16 protein-coding genes are annotated in these 15,816 nt (G+C 68.8%); 9 read left to right on the top strand and 7 right to left on the bottom strand.

Going from position 1 to position 15,816, the window contains the following annotated elements:
• Positions 1-243: 243 nt before the first annotated feature.
• Genes glfT1 through wzm form a run of 3 tightly spaced genes read right to left on the bottom strand, consistent with a single transcriptional unit; the run spans position 244 to position 2,930 of the window.
• The gene (gene glfT1 / locus H5J31_RS16730; RefSeq protein WP_181773495.1) at positions 244-1,152 is read right to left on the bottom strand and encodes a galactofuranosyltransferase GlfT1; all 909 of its coding nucleotides are present in this window, start codon (positions 1,150-1,152) and stop codon (positions 244-246) included.
• Positions 1,149-1,973 carry a galactan export ABC transporter ATP-binding subunit Wzt/RfbE gene (gene wzt, locus H5J31_RS16725; protein ID WP_181773494.1) on the bottom strand — a complete coding sequence of 275 codons (825 nt, stop codon included), beginning with the start codon at positions 1,971-1,973 and terminating at the stop codon, positions 1,149-1,151. Before wzt ends, glfT1 begins: the two co-directional genes overlap by 4 nt.
• Before the next feature lie 3 nt (positions 1,974-1,976).
• The gene (wzm, locus tag H5J31_RS16720) at positions 1,977-2,930 is read right to left on the bottom strand and encodes a galactan export ABC transporter permease subunit Wzm/RfbD (protein ID WP_181773493.1); all 954 of its coding nucleotides are present in this window, start codon (positions 2,928-2,930) and stop codon (positions 1,977-1,979) included.
• Positions 2,931-3,075: 145 nt separating this feature from the next.
• Between wzm and H5J31_RS16715 the strand changes: the two genes are divergently transcribed.
• The 4 genes from H5J31_RS16715 to pseI are packed head-to-tail and all read left to right on the top strand — an operon-like array spanning position 3,076 to position 5,722.
• Positions 3,076-3,705 carry a hypothetical protein gene (locus H5J31_RS16715; protein ID WP_181773507.1) on the top strand — a complete coding sequence of 210 codons (630 nt, stop codon included), beginning with the start codon at positions 3,076-3,078 and terminating at the stop codon, positions 3,703-3,705.
• 34 nt (positions 3,706-3,739) lie between these two features.
• Positions 3,740-4,180 carry a hypothetical protein gene (locus H5J31_RS16710; RefSeq protein ID WP_181773492.1) on the top strand — a complete coding sequence of 147 codons (441 nt, stop codon included), beginning with the start codon at positions 3,740-3,742 and terminating at the stop codon, positions 4,178-4,180.
• A gap of 3 nt (positions 4,181-4,183) precedes the next feature.
• Positions 4,184-4,636 carry a GNAT family N-acetyltransferase gene (locus H5J31_RS16705; RefSeq protein ID WP_181773491.1) on the top strand — a complete coding sequence of 151 codons (453 nt, stop codon included), beginning with the start codon at positions 4,184-4,186 and terminating at the stop codon, positions 4,634-4,636.
• Between the two features lie 30 nt (positions 4,637-4,666).
• Positions 4,667-5,722 (top strand): pseudaminic acid synthase, encoded by a 1,056-nt coding sequence (gene pseI, locus H5J31_RS16700; protein ID WP_181773490.1) that lies wholly within the window; start codon positions 4,667-4,669, stop codon positions 5,720-5,722.
• A 73-nt stretch (positions 5,723-5,795) separates the two neighbouring features.
• Here the strand turns inward: pseI and H5J31_RS16695 are convergent, their stop codons facing one another.
• Positions 5,796-6,929, bottom strand: coding sequence for a DegT/DnrJ/EryC1/StrS family aminotransferase (locus H5J31_RS16695; RefSeq protein ID WP_181773489.1), 1,134 nt, complete (start codon positions 6,927-6,929; stop codon positions 5,796-5,798).
• Positions 6,922-7,905 (bottom strand): UDP-N-acetylglucosamine 4,6-dehydratase (inverting), encoded by a 984-nt coding sequence (pseB, locus tag H5J31_RS16690; RefSeq protein WP_181773488.1) that lies wholly within the window; start codon positions 7,903-7,905, stop codon positions 6,922-6,924. Before pseB ends, H5J31_RS16695 begins: the two co-directional genes overlap by 8 nt.
• A gap of 49 nt (positions 7,906-7,954) precedes the next feature.
• On the opposite strand from pseB, the gene H5J31_RS16685 reads away from it, so the two are divergent.
• The 4 genes from H5J31_RS16685 to H5J31_RS16670 all read left to right on the top strand — a co-directional run bounded on the left by H5J31_RS16685 (position 7,955) and on the right by H5J31_RS16670 (position 12,782).
• Positions 7,955-8,701: a cytidylyltransferase domain-containing protein gene (locus H5J31_RS16685; protein ID WP_181773487.1), complete on the top strand. Its 747-nt coding sequence runs from the start codon at positions 7,955-7,957 to the stop codon at positions 8,699-8,701.
• Positions 8,698-9,786 carry a spore coat protein gene (locus H5J31_RS16680; protein WP_236005134.1) on the top strand — a complete coding sequence of 363 codons (1,089 nt, stop codon included), beginning with the start codon at positions 8,698-8,700 and terminating at the stop codon, positions 9,784-9,786. Before H5J31_RS16685 ends, H5J31_RS16680 begins: the two co-directional genes overlap by 4 nt.
• Positions 9,787-9,977: 191 nt before the next feature.
• Positions 9,978-11,555, top strand: coding sequence for a hypothetical protein (locus H5J31_RS16675; protein WP_181773486.1), 1,578 nt, complete (start codon positions 9,978-9,980; stop codon positions 11,553-11,555).
• A gap of 39 nt (positions 11,556-11,594) precedes the next feature.
• On the top strand, positions 11,595-12,782 hold the full coding sequence (locus tag H5J31_RS16670; protein WP_181773485.1) for an epoxide hydrolase family protein: 1,188 nt from the start codon (positions 11,595-11,597) through the stop codon (positions 12,780-12,782).
• Between the two features lie 59 nt (positions 12,783-12,841).
• Here H5J31_RS16670 and H5J31_RS16665 read toward each other — a convergent pair whose 3' ends face one another.
• Complete coding sequence (locus H5J31_RS16665) at positions 12,842-13,435, bottom strand: bacterial proteasome activator family protein (protein WP_181773484.1); 594 nt, start codon at positions 13,433-13,435, stop codon at positions 12,842-12,844.
• 134 nt (positions 13,436-13,569) lie between these two features.
• On the opposite strand from H5J31_RS16665, the gene H5J31_RS16660 reads away from it, so the two are divergent.
• Positions 13,570-14,769 (top strand): cysteine desulfurase-like protein, encoded by a 1,200-nt coding sequence (locus H5J31_RS16660; protein ID WP_181773483.1) that lies wholly within the window; start codon positions 13,570-13,572, stop codon positions 14,767-14,769.
• On the opposite strand, the gene H5J31_RS16655 is transcribed toward H5J31_RS16660, so the two are convergent.
• Positions 14,766-15,743, bottom strand: a complete 978-nt coding sequence (locus tag H5J31_RS16655; RefSeq protein ID WP_181773482.1) for an NAD(P)H-quinone oxidoreductase — start codon at positions 15,741-15,743, stop codon at positions 14,766-14,768. The two genes, H5J31_RS16660 and H5J31_RS16655, sit on opposite strands and share 4 nt — an antisense overlap.
• Positions 15,744-15,816: the final 73 nt, after the last annotated feature.

Below are 15,816 nucleotides of genomic sequence, written 5' to 3'. Positions count from 1 at the left end.
TCCCGGTATGGGCGGCGGCATGGGTGGCCGCGGTCAGCAGGCCGACGGGGACGAAGACACCGAGCACCAGCGTCCGACCTACCTCGTCGAGGGCGACCCGGACGAGGTCTTCGGTACCGACATGCGCACCGCGCCGCCGGTCATCGGCGAGTAGCGCTACACACCAGAGCGTGCAATGAACGGCCCGTTACTTGCAAAATTTGCAAGTAACGGGCCGTTCATTGCACGAGGTGACCGAAGCACTCAGTAGCGGAAGAACTTTTCCTTGCGCCCCTGCCGCACGAGCTTGAGCCACTGCAGGAACGCCTTCGGGTCCCGCTTCACGCCGACGAAGTACAGGCCGAACCGGATCACTTCGAGTGCGCCGATCTTGCGCATTCCCGGCTGCGACAACAGATATCCGCGGTTGCGGTAGGTGTAGTAGCGCTTGACCTCGTTCTCCGGGTCCTGCGCGTGGAACCGGCCGCCCAGCATCGGCTTGAACTCGTCCGAGCCGTCCGGGTGCAGGTACGCGGTCTTGAGCGAGGTACCGAACGGCAGCCCCGAGCGCACCAGGCGCCGGTGCAGTTCGACCTCGTCGCCGCGGAAGAACAGCCGCAGGTCCGGCACACCGACGACGTCCAAAGTGGACGCACGGAACAGCGCGCCGTTCATCAGCGAGGCGATACCGGGCAGGAAGTCGACACCGAGCTCCGACGACGAACGCTTCCAGGTCAGCCCGCGCCGCAACGGGAAAGCGAGCTTGTCCGGCGCGTCGATGTTCGACACCACCGGCGAGATCTCGGCCAGATTCCGCTTTTCGGCCTCGTCCAGCAGGATCGCGAGCACGTTCTCGTCGGCCGGGCGGCCGTCGTCGTCGGCCAGCCAGATCCAGTCCGCGCCCAGTGAAAGCGCGTGCAGCATGCCGAGCGCGAACCCGCCCGCACCGCCGAGGTTGCGGTGCGAAGGCAGGTACGTGAAGGGAAGCGGGTAGTTCTCGACGATGTCCCGCGCCGACTTGTCCGGGCCGTTGTCGACCACCACGAGGTGGTCGACGGGCCGCGTCTGCGCGGCGATCACCTTGAGCGAGTCCGCGAGCAGTTCCCGCCGATGGCGCGTGACGACGACGCCGACGACGGCGCCTTCGGGCAACTGCTGGGTCTCGCTGGTCATCCTTGACCGCCGTTCGTCAGCGACACGGGCTCGGGCTCGACGCCGAACCGCTCCAGTGTCTCCTTGCTCATGTTCTCGAACGGGTCGCGCCCCTTGTAGCCGGTGAGGACGTCACGCAGCGAACCACGCTGCTTGACATGCCCCTCGTCCATCCAGATGGCGGAATCGCAGAGCTCGAAGAGGAACTCGTCCGAGTGGCTGGCGAACACCAGGATGCCCGACCGCTTCACGAGGTCCTTCAGCCGGTCCTTCGCCTTGTTGAGGAACGCCGCGTCGACCGCGCCGATGCCCTCGTCCAGGATCAGGATCTCCGGGTCGATCGAGGTGACCACGCCCAGCGCCAGCCGCACGCGCATACCGGTCGAGTAGGTCCGCAACGGCATCTGCAGGTAGTCACCGAGTTCGGTGAAGTCCGCGATGTCGTCGACGCGCGCTTCCATCTCCTTCGCGGTCATCCCGAGGAACAGGCCGCGGACGATGATGTTCTCCAGCCCGGAGATCTCCGGGTCCATGCCGATGCCGAGGTCGAAGACCGGTGCGATCTTGCCGGAGATCTTCGCCGAGCCGCGGGTGGGCTCGTAGATCCCGGAGAGCAGCCGCAGCAGGGTCGACTTCCCGGCGCCGTTGTGGCCGACCAGACCGACGCGGTCGCCTTGTTTCAGCGAGAGCGTCACGTCGTGGAGGGCTTCGATGATCGGCACCTTGCTCTCGGTGCCGATCTTGCCGCCGACCTTGCCCAGCACCCGCTTCTTCAGCGAGCGGGTTTTCGCGTCGAAGATCGGGAAGTCGACGTAGGCGTTGTGCACATCAATGCTGACCATCTGTCACACCCAATAAGAGACGCGGGAACGGTAATTACGCATCGCGACCAGCGCGAGACCCCAGCCGATGACGGTGATGCCACCGACGATCACCCAGCTGTAGGGGCTGACGGCCTGTCCGATCATCGGTGCGCGCACGATCTGGATGAAGTGGAACAACGGGTTGCCGTAGACGAACGGCAGTGCCCACGAGGTGGCGGCTCGCATGCCGCCCGCCATCAGCTGGTCGATCGGCCACACGATCGGCGTCATGTAGAAGAGCAGCTGGATGATCGAGTTGATCACCTGCGGGATGTCCCGGTAGCGGGTCGAGATGATGCCCAGCAGCAGGGTGACCCAGCCGGCGTTGAGCGCGAGCAGGAAGAAACCGGGGATCGCGGTGAGCGAGTACCAGCCGATGCCGGGGTGGCAGATGCCGGAGAAGCCCGTATCGCAGTTGCCGGTGTTCAGCGAGTACTGGTGATTCAGCGCGGTGAAGAAGATCGCGATGACGATGACGTAGACGATCAGGTTGTGCACCAGCATCAGGGTCTGGCGCCACACCGTCCGCAGCACGTAGACCGAAAGCGGCGCCGGGAGCTGTTTGATCAGTCCCTCGTTGGAGATGAAGGTCTCCATGCCCTCGGACAGGCAGCCGCTGATGAAGCCCCAGATGATGAACCCGGTGCTGATGTAGGGCAGGAACGTCGCCGTCGGCATACCGAACAACTGTGAGTACAGGAGTCCGAGGCCGAGTGCGATGACACCCTGGCTGATGGTGATCCAGAACGGGCCGATCACCGAGCGGCGATAGCGCTGCTTGATGTCCTGCCAGCCGAGGTGTCCCCACAGCTCTTTGGCGGCGAAACCGGTCTTGATGTCGGCGAACGCGCGCGAAAAGGTCTTGCTGTCCGAAATCGGCGGAACCGAGGTCGGCGCAGCACCGTCGGCGGCGTGAACCGTGCTGGTGGCATGCACGGGAACGAGGGTACCGATGGGGCCGATGGTGGCTGGGGCACCCCGTCCCGACCACGGAAAGCTACCGTCGGCTTCGCACCCGAACGCGGTGCGTGTGCTGGTACTTTCTGCCCTCATGACTGCTGCACTCGGCGACGCGAGCCTGATGGTCAATCTGCTCGCCGCATACGCCGACCGGCCGGAGCCCCGTTCGGTGGCCGTGGTCGGGAATCAGCCGCTGCCGCCGGACCCCCGGCGGGCGAAGGCCATCGACGCCTGCGACCTCGTGATCCGGGTCAACGGTTTCGTCGTGGACGAGCCGGGCGGACCGGAGACCGTCGGCAGCCGGGTGCACGTCGTCGTGTTCAACCGCGCCGTCCGCGCCACGAAGCACGTCTTCCGTGACTACCGCAAGCGGCTCTACCTGCTGGTCGAGCCGGGACGGATGCACTGGGAGCCGGAGGACATCCCGGGCTGGTGGCCCGCGGACCTCGGGTACGTGCCGGTGCCGAACCGCGAGGTCGTCCTGCCGCTTTCCGACGCGCTCGGCCTGCCGAGCCGCGAAGAGGGCCTGTGGTCGACCACCGGGACGCTGGCCGCCTGGATCGCGCGCACGTCGTTCCCGCACGCGAACCTGATCCTCTCCGGGTTCTCGTTCATCGACGACCCGGACCAGACACACTGGGAGCACGCCGCGGGCGACTCCTGCATCGTCGGGCCGGAACACCAGATCGCGGCCGAGGGCAGGCTCCTGGACTCTTGGACGAAGACCGGCGAAACCGAACTCCTGCGCTGAACCGCAGCCAGCTCACCCCGAGAAGGAACCACCCATGGCAGTGCAGAAACTCCGCAGCGGCGTGATCGGCCGGATCGCCCGGCTCATCGACTTCCGGATCGACGAGCGGCTCCGCGACCTCAACGGCCGCGTCAACGAACTCGAACACGCCACCGCGGACCACCGCCGCCGTCTCGACGGCGCCGAAAGCGGCCTCGAGCACGCGCGCGGCGACCTGCGCTGGACCCGCGCCGAGCTGGACCGCCTCATCCCGAGCGTCGCGGCCCAGGAAGCCCAGCTGGAGGACCTGCGCGAGTCGCTGTCCCTGCCGGTGCACGCCGACAAGCCGGACTTGGCCGAGGCGCGCACCCTCATCCAGGAGATCCAGCGTCAGCACGCGCAGATCCGGGTCCGGCTGGCCGGGATCGCCCGGTACGAGGACCGGCTGCGCCGCCTCGAGGACCAGCAGCGCGAGACCGCCGACCAGGTCCAGTAGCCGGTGCGGGCCCGAGAGGCCACGGAGGCCGACGCGGGGCTGCTGCTGGAGTGGCGGAACGACCCTCGGACTCGTCAAGCGTCGCGCTCGTCCGGCGTCGTCGCACTCGACGAGCATTCGGCCTGGCTGCGTGGGGTACTCGAATCGCCCGAGAGGGTGCTGTACGTCGTCGAACTCGACGGGAGCCCGGTGGGCACCGTCCGGTTCGATCGCGAGGACGAGGGCGTCTGGGAGATCAGCATCACCGTCGCGCCGGAAAGCCGGGGCCGCGGCTTGTCGGGCGCGGTTCTGGCGGAGGGGGAGCGGGCCTTCACCGCCGGTCACCGGGTGCGGATGGTGCTGGCCGCCGTACACCAGGACAACGCGGCGTCGGCCGCGCTCTTCGACCGGGCGGGGTACACCGAGACCTCGCCTGCCGTCGACGGATTCCGGAAGCTGCGTAAGACTGTGCTCTGACCAGACCGTCGTCAGGGAGGCGTTTCGTCCATGTCAGCACAGGAAGTCCGGATCGGCGCGCACCGCATCGGAGCCGGGCATCCGCCGTTCGTCATCGCCGAAATGTCCGGCAACCACAACGGCGAGCTGGACAGGGCGCTGGAGATCGTCGACGCGATCGCCGAAACCGGGGCGCAGGCGGTCAAACTCCAGACGTACCGGCCGGACACGATCACCATCGACGTGGACACCCCCGCGTTCCGGGTCAGCGACTCGCATTCGCTTTGGGGCGGCGAGAACCTCTACAAGCTCTACGAGCGCGCCCACACCCCGTGGGAATGGCACGAGCCGCTGTTCGAACGTGCCCGTGCCCGGGGTCTCGAGATCTTCTCCAGCCCGTTCGACCCCACCGCCGTCGACCTGCTGGAGTCCCTGGACGCGCCCGCGTACAAGATCGCGTCGTCGGAGATCGTCGACCTGCCGCTGGTCGAACTGTGCGCGAAGACCGGCAAGCCGCTCATCATCTCGACCGGGATGGCGAGTGTCGCCGAAATCGACGCCGCGGTCCGGACGGCGCGTGAAGCCGGGAACGACCAGCTGATCGTGCTCGGCTGCACCGCCAGCTACCCGGCGTCTCCTTCCGAGAGCAACCTGCGGGGGCTGCCCGTCCTGGCGGGCGTGACCGGGACGCTCGTCGGCCTGTCCGACCACACGCCCGGCATCGGCGCACCGCTCGCGGCCGTCGCGCTCGGCGCGGTCGCCATCGAGAAGCACGTGACCCTGGCCAGGAGCGACGGCGGCGTCGACTCGGACTTCTCCCTGGAGCCCGCCGAACTGGCCGCGCTGGTCACCGAGTCGCACCGTGCCTGGGAGGCACTGGGCTCGGCGGTGATCGGGCCGCGCGAGAGCGAGAAGGAAGGCCTGCGGTTGCGTCGCTCCCTCTACGTCGTCGAGGACGTGCGTGCCGGGGACACCGTGACGCGGGAGAACGTCCGCTCGATCCGGCCGGCCGGTGGGCTGGCGCCGGCGGAGATCGTGAACGTGCTCGGCCGCACCTTCGCCTCCGACGTCCCGAAGGGCACCGCGCTCACCTGGGGCCTGATCTAGCGGGACCGCTCGGTCCAGGTGGTCTTGAGTGACGATTCGGGTTAGAACCCGCATCGCCACTCACGACCCGCTCTCAGCCGAAGAAGGCGTGGACCTCGTCGATGACGCGGTCCACGTCGGCGTCGGTCAACGCCGGGAACAGCGGCAGCGAAAGCTCCTGGCTGTAGTACAGCTCCGCGTTCGGGCACAGCCCCCGCCGGTACCCGAGGTCCTCGAACACCGGATGCCAGTACGCGGGGATGTAGTTGACCTGAACGCCGATTCCCTTGGCGCGCAAGTGATCGAACAGTGCGCGGCGACGTCCTTCGAGGACCCGCAGCGGATACAGATGCCACACCGGGTCCGCGCCGTCGAGCACCGCCGGTGTCGAAACGCCATCCAAAGAGGACAGTGCGGCGGTGTAGCGCGCGTGGATCTCGGCGCGGCGCACCTTGAATTCGGCGAGCCGTCGCAGCTGGCTGCTTCCCAAGGCGCACAACACATCCGGCAACCGGTAGTTGAGGCCGAACTCGTGCACCTCCTGGTGCCAAGCGCCCTCGTCGGGGTAGCGCTGCGCCGCCTTGTCCCGCACCAGCCCGTGATTGCGGAAGCCGCGGGCGCGCGCCAGCAGCTCGTCCGAACCCGTCACCACGGCGCCCCCTTCGGCCGTGGTGAGGTTCTTGGTGGGGAAGAAGGAGAACGTGGTGAGGTCGGCGAGTGAGCCGACAGGCCTGCCTTGCCAGCTGCCGCCGACGGAATGCGCGGCGTCCTCCAACAGCAGCGCGCCGTTGTCGTGCGCGATGCGGCCGAGTTCGTCCAACGCCGCCGGGTGACCGGCGTAGTCGACGGCCGCGACGACCTTGGTCCGCGAGGTGACCGCGGCCGAAGCCGCGGCCGGATCGAGGTTCCCGGTGTCCGCGTCGACGTCGGCGAACACGACCTTGCCGCCGAGCAGCGCGGCGGTCGCGGCGGTGGCGACGAACGTCATCGGCGAGGTGACGACCTCGTCACCAGGGCCGATCCCGGCTGCCGCGTAGGCGACGTGCAGTGCCGCCGTGCCCGAGGTGACCGCCACGGCGGGCGTGCCGCCGGTGTGCTCGGCGAGGTCCTCTTCGAACCGCGTGACGGCCGGGCCGGTGGTCAGCCAGTCGCCGCGCAGGACTTCGGTGACCGCGGCGATGTCCTCGTCCGAAATGGACTGACGGCCGTAGGGCAAAAAGTCAGCCATACTGCTCGACCAGGCTCCGCAGCTCGTCGGCGTCGAGCCACAGGTCGTTGGTGTCCGAGCGGTACGCGAAGCTCTCCGGTACGGCTTCGCCGCCCGACGGCGGCTCGTAGCCCCAGCCCGCGATATGCGGCTGGACGACGTAACGGTCGGTCAGCCGCACGGTCCGGCGGGCGTCGTCCGGCGCGATCATCTCCTCGTGCAGCTTCTCGCCGGGGCGGATGCCGACCTCGTGCATCGGCGAACCGGGCGCGATGGCCTGCGCGAGCTCGACCAGCCGCATACTCGGGATCCGCGGCACGTACAGCTCGCCGCCGTTCATCTGGTCGAACGAGTCGACCACGAACTGCACGGCCTGCGGGAGCGTGATCCAGAAGCGGGTCATCTCCTTATGCGTGATCGGCAGCGACTCGCCCTTGGCCGCGAGCGCGCGGAAGAATGGGATCACGCTGCCGCGGGAGCCCATCACGTTGCCGTAGCGGACCACGGAGAACCGGGTCGGATGCGTCGCGGCGTAGTGGTTCGCGCTGATGAACATCCGGTCGGCGCACAGCTTCGTGGCGCCGTAGAGGTTGATCGGGCTGGACGCCTTGTCGGTCGACAGCGCGACGACCTTCTTCACGCCCGTGTCGATCGCGGCCTCGATGACGTTCTGCGAGCCGACGACGTTCGTCTGCACGAATTCGAACGGGTTGTACTCACCCGTGTCGACCTGCTTGAGAGCGGCGGCGTGCACCACGTAGTCGACCCCGTGCATCGCGCGCTCGAGGCGGCGGCGGTCCCGGATGTCGCCGATGAACCAGCGCAACCTCGGGTCGTCGCCGAACTGCTGACGCGCCTCGTACTGCTTGAGCTCATCGCGGGAGAGCACGACCAGCCGTCGCGGGTTCAGCTCGGCCAGGGCGTAGGTGATGAACGCCTTGCCGAACGAACCGGTCCCGCCGGTGAGCAGGATGCTGGAGCCATCCAGCTCGGACATCGTTGACCTCCGCGTTTCGGTGCTACTGCCGCAGGCCATCATGTCACCCATGGATCCGGACCCCAGGGCCCACGTCATCAACGCCGTCATCCAGGCGAGGGCATCCTCGACCCGGCTACCTGGCAAAGTGCTCCGTCCGCTGGCGGGCAGGAGTGTGCTGGGCTGGGTCGTCCGGGCCGCCGCGGCCGCGCCGGGGATCGACAATGTGGTGGTCGCCACTTCGGATCAGCCGGACGACGACGCCGTGGCGGAGGAGGCGAGCCGGCAGGGCGCGCTGGTCGCCAGGGGACCGCTCGACGACGTCCTCGCCCGGTTCGCGGTGGCCGTCGAGTCGTACCCGGCCGACGCCGTGGTGCGCCTGACCGCGGACTGCCCGCTGCTGGACCCGGGGCTCATCGGCCAGCTCGTGGCGCAATGGCGGGCCCAGCCGTCCCTCGACTATCTGAGCACCGTGCTGGTGCGGACCTTCCCGCGTGGCTTCGACGCCGAACTCGTCCGCGCCGGGGTGCTCGCCGAGCAGATCGAGACCGCCCGGGGCGCCGACCGCGAGCACGTCACGTCCGGGATCTACGCGGACCCCGAGCGGTACTCCTGCGCCGGGATCGTGGTCAGCCCGGCCGCCGACGACCTGCGCGTGACGCTGGACACGCCGGAGGATTGGGCCGTCATCGAAGGAATCGTGGCCGAACTCGGCGACCGGGTCGGTGACTGGCGTGAAGTGGTCGCACTACTTCGTCGCCGCCCCGATCTGACGGCGCTCAACGCGCACGTCGAACAGAAGAAGGTCGGTCGATGACCCGCCTGCTGCTGCGGGCGGACGCTTCCCCCACGATCGGCGCGGGCCACATCTCGCGCATGGTCGCCTACGCCGAACGCGCCGTCGCGCGGGGCTGGGAGGTCGTGTTCTCCGGTCGGGTGGACAACGCCGAATGGCTGGTGTCCCGGTTTGACCACCTGTTCGTGCCGGTGCTGAAAGATACCCAGCTGGACGTGCTGGCCGAAGACTTCGACGTGGTGCTCGTCGACCACTACGGCCTGGGCGAACTGCGTGACGAGGTGAACGCCGCCGGAGCTCTCCTGGTCTCCCTCGAGGACGACGTTTTCGGCAGGCGCGCGGCGGACATCGTCGTCGACAGTGGCTTCGCGCCCGCACCGCGGCCTGACGACGGCTCGGGTGAGCTGCTCAGGGGTGTGGCCTACGCGCCGTTGCGAGAGACGTTCCAGTACGCGCGGAGTATGCGTGGCGGTCGTAAAGCTGCGGAGCGGCCACACGTGACTGTGGTGCTCGGCGGCGGGACCGAGTGGGCCGCGACGGTCAGCGCGCTCCTACACGCCTTGCGCGACACGGAGCTGCCGTTCGTCGCCGATGTGCTCGTGCGCGGCGAACCGGTTGTGCCGGAGGCCTTGCCCGGGCAGGAATTCCGCATCGCGCCGCCCGGGCCCGGCCTGCTGGATCTGCTGGCTGAGACGGACGTGGCGGTGAGCGCGGCCGGTGTCACGCTGCTGGAGCTGTGCTACCTCGGCGTCCCGACCGGCGTCGTGCAGCTGGTCGGCAACCAGGCGACGGGTTACCGAGGCGCACTGGACCTCGGGCTGGTGGCCGGCCTGGGGAGCGCGGCGGCGCTGGACGCCGGGGCCGTCGAGACGCTGCGGACCTTGCTGCGGGATCCAGGCGTGCGGCGGCGGCTCTCGGAGACAGCGGCGTCCGTTGTGGACGGCGGCGGTGTGGACCGCGTGCTGGACCGGGTAGAGCGTTGCCTGCCTACCGGCGGCAGAAAGCCGAGCATCGAAGTGAGCGAGGGCCGGGAAGCGGAACAGGAATGGGTCGAGGATATCGCCGACCTGATGACGGGTCGGGGTTCGAGCGAAGATCCGGTCTGACCTTCGGATCGAAGACTGCGGTCGTCCTCGATCGTCCCTACCATCGTCGACGGTAAGGCCGTCGAGACGCTCGAATCCCTGCTGTCGGACACCGTCGTGCGTAACGGTCTTTCCACGGTTTCGATGGCTCTTGTGGACGGCCGGGGAGTCGATCGGATGCTGGACCGACTGGAGAAGACGAGGATGGCGGAATGACGACCACGGCGGAGCGAAGTGAGACCGACGCCGTCCCGGAACCGAGGTCGCGCCGAGGGCTTCTCACCGTCCTGCTGGGTTTCGGAGCGCTCTTCCTCGTCGGCTGCTGGGCGGCCTGGTTCCTCACCATCGACGACGCCTTCATCACCTTCCGGTACTCCGCGAACATGGCGGACGGCCACGGTCCCGTGTGGAACGTGGGCGAGGATCCGATCGAGGGCTTCACGAACTTCCTCTGGATGCTCTGGCACGTCCCGTTCGCTCTCGCCGGCCTGCCCCTGGAGACCGTCGCCAAGGTGACGTCCGTCGTCCTGGGCGGCCTGATCCTCGTGATGCTGGTCCGCGCCGGGCACCGCGCGGCCGGCGTCCTCGGCGCGCTCGTGGCCGGCGGCGCGCTCCTGCTGTTCGTGCCGACCTACTTCCACGTCACCGCGGGCTTGGAGACCATCGCGTTCGCGGCGGTCGTCCTGCGCGCCGCGATCGTCGGCGTGAACCTGGTCGGGAACCGCGCGGTGCGCGAGTGGGAACCGCCGTTGCTGTTGCTGCTCGCCGGCATGATCCGGCCCGAGGGCGTGCTCGCGACGTTCCCCGCCTTCCTGGTCTGGGTGTGGCTCGGCCGGAAACGCGGCCGGACGTGGGCGCTGGTGGCCGCGGTGGCCGTCGTCGGCGGCGGGTACTTCGTCTGGCGGTGGACGTACTTCGGACATCTGTTCCCGAACACCTTCTACGTCAAGTTCGGCAACCTCGACGCCGGATCGATCTGGCTGGAGACGACCCTCTGGCTCGTCCTTCCGCTGCTGGCCCTGACCGTGTTCCTGCTGTTCCGGAAGGCGAGCCGGGGATCGGGCCTGATCCTGTGCTCGGTCGTCCTGCTGACCGGCATGACCTACGCGGTGTCCGGGCCGACCATGGACTACCTGCACCGGTTCGCCTTCCACGCGTTCCCGGTGCTGTGTCTCGGCGCGGGGCTGGCGATGGCGCAGCTCGGCCGCCGGTGGGTCGCCGCCGTGGTCGGCACGGTGGCGGTCGGCTGGGTCGCGTTCACCGGCGCCGAATCGGCGGATCTGCCGGTGATCGCCAACTACGGTCCCGACCTCCAGCGTGCCCACGTCGCCATCGGGAAGGGCCTCGCGAACGCCCAGGTCCCGGCGACGGCGCGGAGCCTCGCGGTCTCCGACGCGGGTGCGATCCCGTACTACAGCGGCTGGAGGTCGATCGACTACATCGGGCTGAACGACGAGGCCATCGCGCACGGTGCCCAGCCGACCGACGTCGTCAAGGCCGCTCGTCCGACGGTCATCGTCGTCACCGCTCGCGGGCCCGGCGCCACTCCCGGCCAGGCGTACGGGCTCGTCGTCCCCGACGCGGCCCGGGACTACGAACTGGTCGCGGACGTGCAGATGCGCGAGGGCTACTTCCAAGAGGTCCTCGCGCTGCCGGAGCACGCTTCGCGGATCCGAGCCGCCCTCGCCGAGTCGGTCGGCGACGCGCAGCGCCGGAACGACCCGGGCCGGTACGAGGACACCGTCGGCCGCTGGCTCGATCGACTGCGTGCCCAACTTCCGGGAGGCTGAGGACCGCGGTCGTCCTCGATCGTCCCTACCGTCGTCGGCATGACCCTCTCGCCGTTCAAGATCGCCGTTCCCCAGCGCGACCTCGACGATCTCGCCGCCCGCCTGGCGAATACGCGCTGGCCCGACGAGATCGACGGCGTGGGCTGGGGGCTCGGGACGCCGCTCGGGTACCTCCAAGACCTCGTCGAGTACTGGCGCCTCCGTTACGACTGGCGCACTCACGAGGAGCGCCTCAACGGTTTCCCGGGCTTCATGACGAATATCGACGGCGCCGACGTCCACTTCCTGCACGCCCGGTCGCCGGAGCCGGCCGCGACGCCGCTGGTGCTCACGCACGGCTGGCCGGGGTCCCTGGTGGAGTTCCTGGACGTCATCGGCCCGCTGTCCGATCCGCGGGCCTACGGCGGTGAACCGGAGGACGCGTTCCACGTCGTCGTGCCGTCGCTGCCGGGGTTCGGTTTCTCGGGGCCGACGAGGGAGGCGGGCTGGGGTGCCGATCGGATCGCGGGTGCTTGGCCGGTGCTGATGTCGCGGCTCGGGTACGAGCGGTTCGGGCTGCACGGCGGCGACTGGGGCGCGATCGTGTCACGCGAGGTGGGGGTGCGGTGTCCGGAGCGGGTGATCGGCACGCATCTGACGATGCTGCCGAGCGCGGTGCCGAGGTCCGAGGCCGATCTCGACGGCCTCACCGGCGCCGAGCTCGCGCGGGGTGAGGCGGCGCTGGCCCGCGCGCGGGACTTCCGGACCGGCGAGCTGGGCTACGCGATGATCCAGTCGACCAAGCCGCAAACGCTTGCCTACGGGCTCACCGACTCCCCGGCCGGACAGCTCGGGTGGCTGGTGGAGAAGTTCAAGTCCTCTTCGGACTCGCGCGACGCACCCGAGGACGCGATCGATCGCGACGATCTGCTGACCAACGCGATGCTCTACTGGCTCACCGGCACGGCGAACTCGTCTTCGCGGATTTACGCCGCGCAGGGCGGGGCCTGGGCCGCGGAGCCGCCGACGTCCACTGTGTCCTCGAAACCCACTGTGGCCACCGGGGTCGCCGTGTTCCCGAAGGACACCGCTCTCCCGCTCCGGCACCTCGCCGAGCGCACCGAGAACATCGTGCACTGGTCCATTCAGGACCGTGGCGGCCACTTCCCGGGGCTGGAGGTGCCGGACCTGCTCATCGAGGACCTGCGGACGTTCTTCCGTCCGCTGCGCAACCCCCGAGTGCTATGAACGGCCCGTTCCTTGCGAAATTTGCAAGGAACGGGCCGTTCATAGCGCGCTCGTGAGCGTCAGAGGTACTGTCCCGGCCCGTGTGCCTCGCCGCCGGCCCCGGGACCACCCAGGGCGCCGCCCGCGGAAGGACCGGCCGGGAGGCCGCGGCGCATCTGTTCCAGCTGCACCCGCGCGGCCATCTGCTGCGCGAACAACGCGGTCTGTATGCCGCTGAACAGCCCTTCCAGCCAGCCGACGAGCTGAGCCTGCGCGATGCGCAGTTCGGCGTCGGACGGCGTCGAGTTCTCGGTGAAGGGACGGACCAGCCGCTCCAGCTCGTCCTGCAGCTCGGGCGCCAGGGCCTGTTCCAGCTCGCGGATCGAGGTCTGGTGGATCTCGCGCACGCGGGTGCGGCTGGCGTCGTCCAGCGGTGCGGCGCGGACCTCCTCCAGCAGCTGCTTGATCATCGTGCCGATCCGCATCACCTTGGCGGGCTCTTCGACGAGGTCGCCGAGCGACTCCTCGCCTTCGCCCTGCTCGCCGGAGCCGAGGCGCGCGGTGCCGACCGGAGTGCCGTCGGGACCGACGACCACCACGTGGGGTGAAGAGTCCCCGCCACCATCACCGGGAGTGGTCGATTCACGGAAATCAGGGTCGGTCATGTGCTCCATCCTGGCCTACGTCCGGCACAAAGCGCAGCGCGGTTTTCGGCGCCGTCTCCGAGCGTAGCGGGAATCGTCGCGCCCCGTGGTCGAGCACCCAACCCCGGGTAAAGCGCCAAACCGCACGTCCGTACGGTGTCCCCATGGCGTTCGACGTCGCTCGTATCCGTGGGTTGTTTCCCGCGCTGGGTGACGGCTGGATTCACTTCGACGGCGCCGCCGGAATGCTCGTACCTGAACAGGTCGCTTCGGCCGTATCCACGGCCATGCGCGCTCCGGTGTCGGGGCCGGGCGGAGCCTTTCCGGCCTCCCAGCGTGCGGAAAGCATTGTCACGGCCGCTCGCCGGGCGGTCGCCGACCTGGTCGGCGCCGACCCGGCCGGAGTCGTGCTCGGACCCAACGCGCCCGATCTGATCCGCCGCCTCGTCGACGCGATGGCCGACCGCTGGACGATCGGTGACGAAGTCGTCGTCTCCCGGCTGGACGAAGAGGCCAACCTCGCGCCGTGGCGCCGCGCCGCCAAACGCGTCGGCGCCGTCGTGCGCTGGGGCGAGATCGACATCGAGACCTGCGAGCTGCCCGCCTGGCAGTACGAGAACCTCGTTTCCGCGCGCACGAAGGCCGTCGCGGTCACGCTGGCGTCCGGTTCGGTCGGCACCCGGCCCGACGTCCCGACGGTGATCGAGTTCGCCAAACGCGTCGGCGCGCTGGTCGTCGTCGACGCCACGTACGCGGCGCCGTTCGTGCCACTGGACCTCAACGCGCTCGGCGCGGACGTCATGGTGGTTTCGGCGCAGGCCTGGGGCGGACCGTCGGTGGGGGCGCTGGTCTTCCGCGATCCCGAACTGCTCGAACGCCTGCCGTCGGTCTCGCTCGACCCGGCCGCCCGCGGGCCGGCGCGGATGGAACTCGGGCCGCACGCGTACCCGTTGCTGGCCGGGCTCATCGCGTCGATCGACTACCTGGCCGGCTTGGACGACGCGGCGATGGGCTCACGGCGCGAGCGGCTGGTGACGTCGCTGGGCTCGGCGAAGTCGTACCACGCGGGACTTCTGGCGCAACTGTCCACAGAGCTGCGTTCGCTGCGGCACGTCATGGTCATCGGCGACGCCATGCGGCGGATCCCCGCGCTCGCCTTCGCCGTCGCGGGCAAGAAGTCGCCCGAGGTCGCGGAGTACCTGGCGTCCCAGGGACTCTGCGCGTTCGCCGACGACGGCACGAGCGGGGTCTTCGGATCCTTGGGCGCCGCCGAAGTCGGCGGCGCCGTGCGGATCGGCCTCGCGCACTACTCGAACGTCTTCGAGGTCAATCAGCTCGTCCGGGTGCTCGAAGAGATCCGCTAGGACTTCGCGGCCAAGAGAACCTTGCCGAAAACCGTGCCTTCTTCGAGCGCGCGGTGCGCCGAAGACGCTTCGGCCATCGGGACGACCTGGCCGACGATCGGCTTCACCGAACCTTGCCCCACCAACGGCCACAACCGCTCGCGCACGTCGGCGACGATCGCCGCCTTCTGCTCCAGCGGACGCGACCGAAGGCCGGCGCCGTAGACGCTGCCGCGTTTGCCCATCAGCTTGCCGATGTTGAGCTCACCCTTGACCCCGCCCATCATGCCGATGACGACGAGCCTGCCGTCCATGGCCAGCACGTCGATATTGCGGTCGAGGTACTTCGCGCCCATGTTGTCGAGGACGACGTTCGCGCCGCCGGTCTCGGCGCGCAGGACCTCGACGAAATCCTGCTCCTTGTAGTTGATCGCGATGTCGGCGCCGAGCTGACGGCAGCTCTCCAGCCGCTCCTCCGAGCCCGCCGTCACCGCGACCGTCGCGCCGAGCGCCTTGGCGACCTGGATCGCGTGCGTGCCGATGCCGCCCGCCCCGCCGTGGACGAGGAGCACCTCGTCTTCGGACAACCGGGCGTGCATGACCACATTCGCCCAAACCGTGCACGCGACTTCGGGCAGTCCGGCGGCCGCGAGCAATTCGACTTCGGCGGGCAGCGGAAGCAGTTGTCCGGCCGGGACGGCGACCTTTTCCCCGTAGCCGCCACCGGCGAGCAAAGCACAAACTTCATCGCCGATTTGCCATCCTTCGACGCCTTCGCCGATTTCGGCGACGGTGCCCGAACATTCGAGGCCGAGAATTTCGCTGGCACCCGGCGGAGGAGGGTAAAGACCCTGGCGTTGCAGCAGGTCAGCACGGTTGACCGCGCTCGCCGCGACGTCGATGACGACTTCGCCTTCGCCCGCTATCGGATCGGCCACCTCGGTCCATTCGAGAACATCGGGATCGCCGGGCTCACGGATGGTGATCGCGTACATACAACCGACCCTATCCAAGTGATAGGAAGTCCGCCGAACGTCGGTTGACCTATGGCGCAAACCACACAAAGGT

Origin of the sequence: Amycolatopsis pittospori (assembly GCF_013870525.1) — a bacterium.
GTDB lineage: Bacteria > Actinomycetota > Actinomycetes > Mycobacteriales > Pseudonocardiaceae > Amycolatopsis > Amycolatopsis pittospori.
The sequence above is the reverse complement of the archived record's forward strand: the minus strand, read 5'-3'. Positions and strand labels throughout refer to the sequence as shown.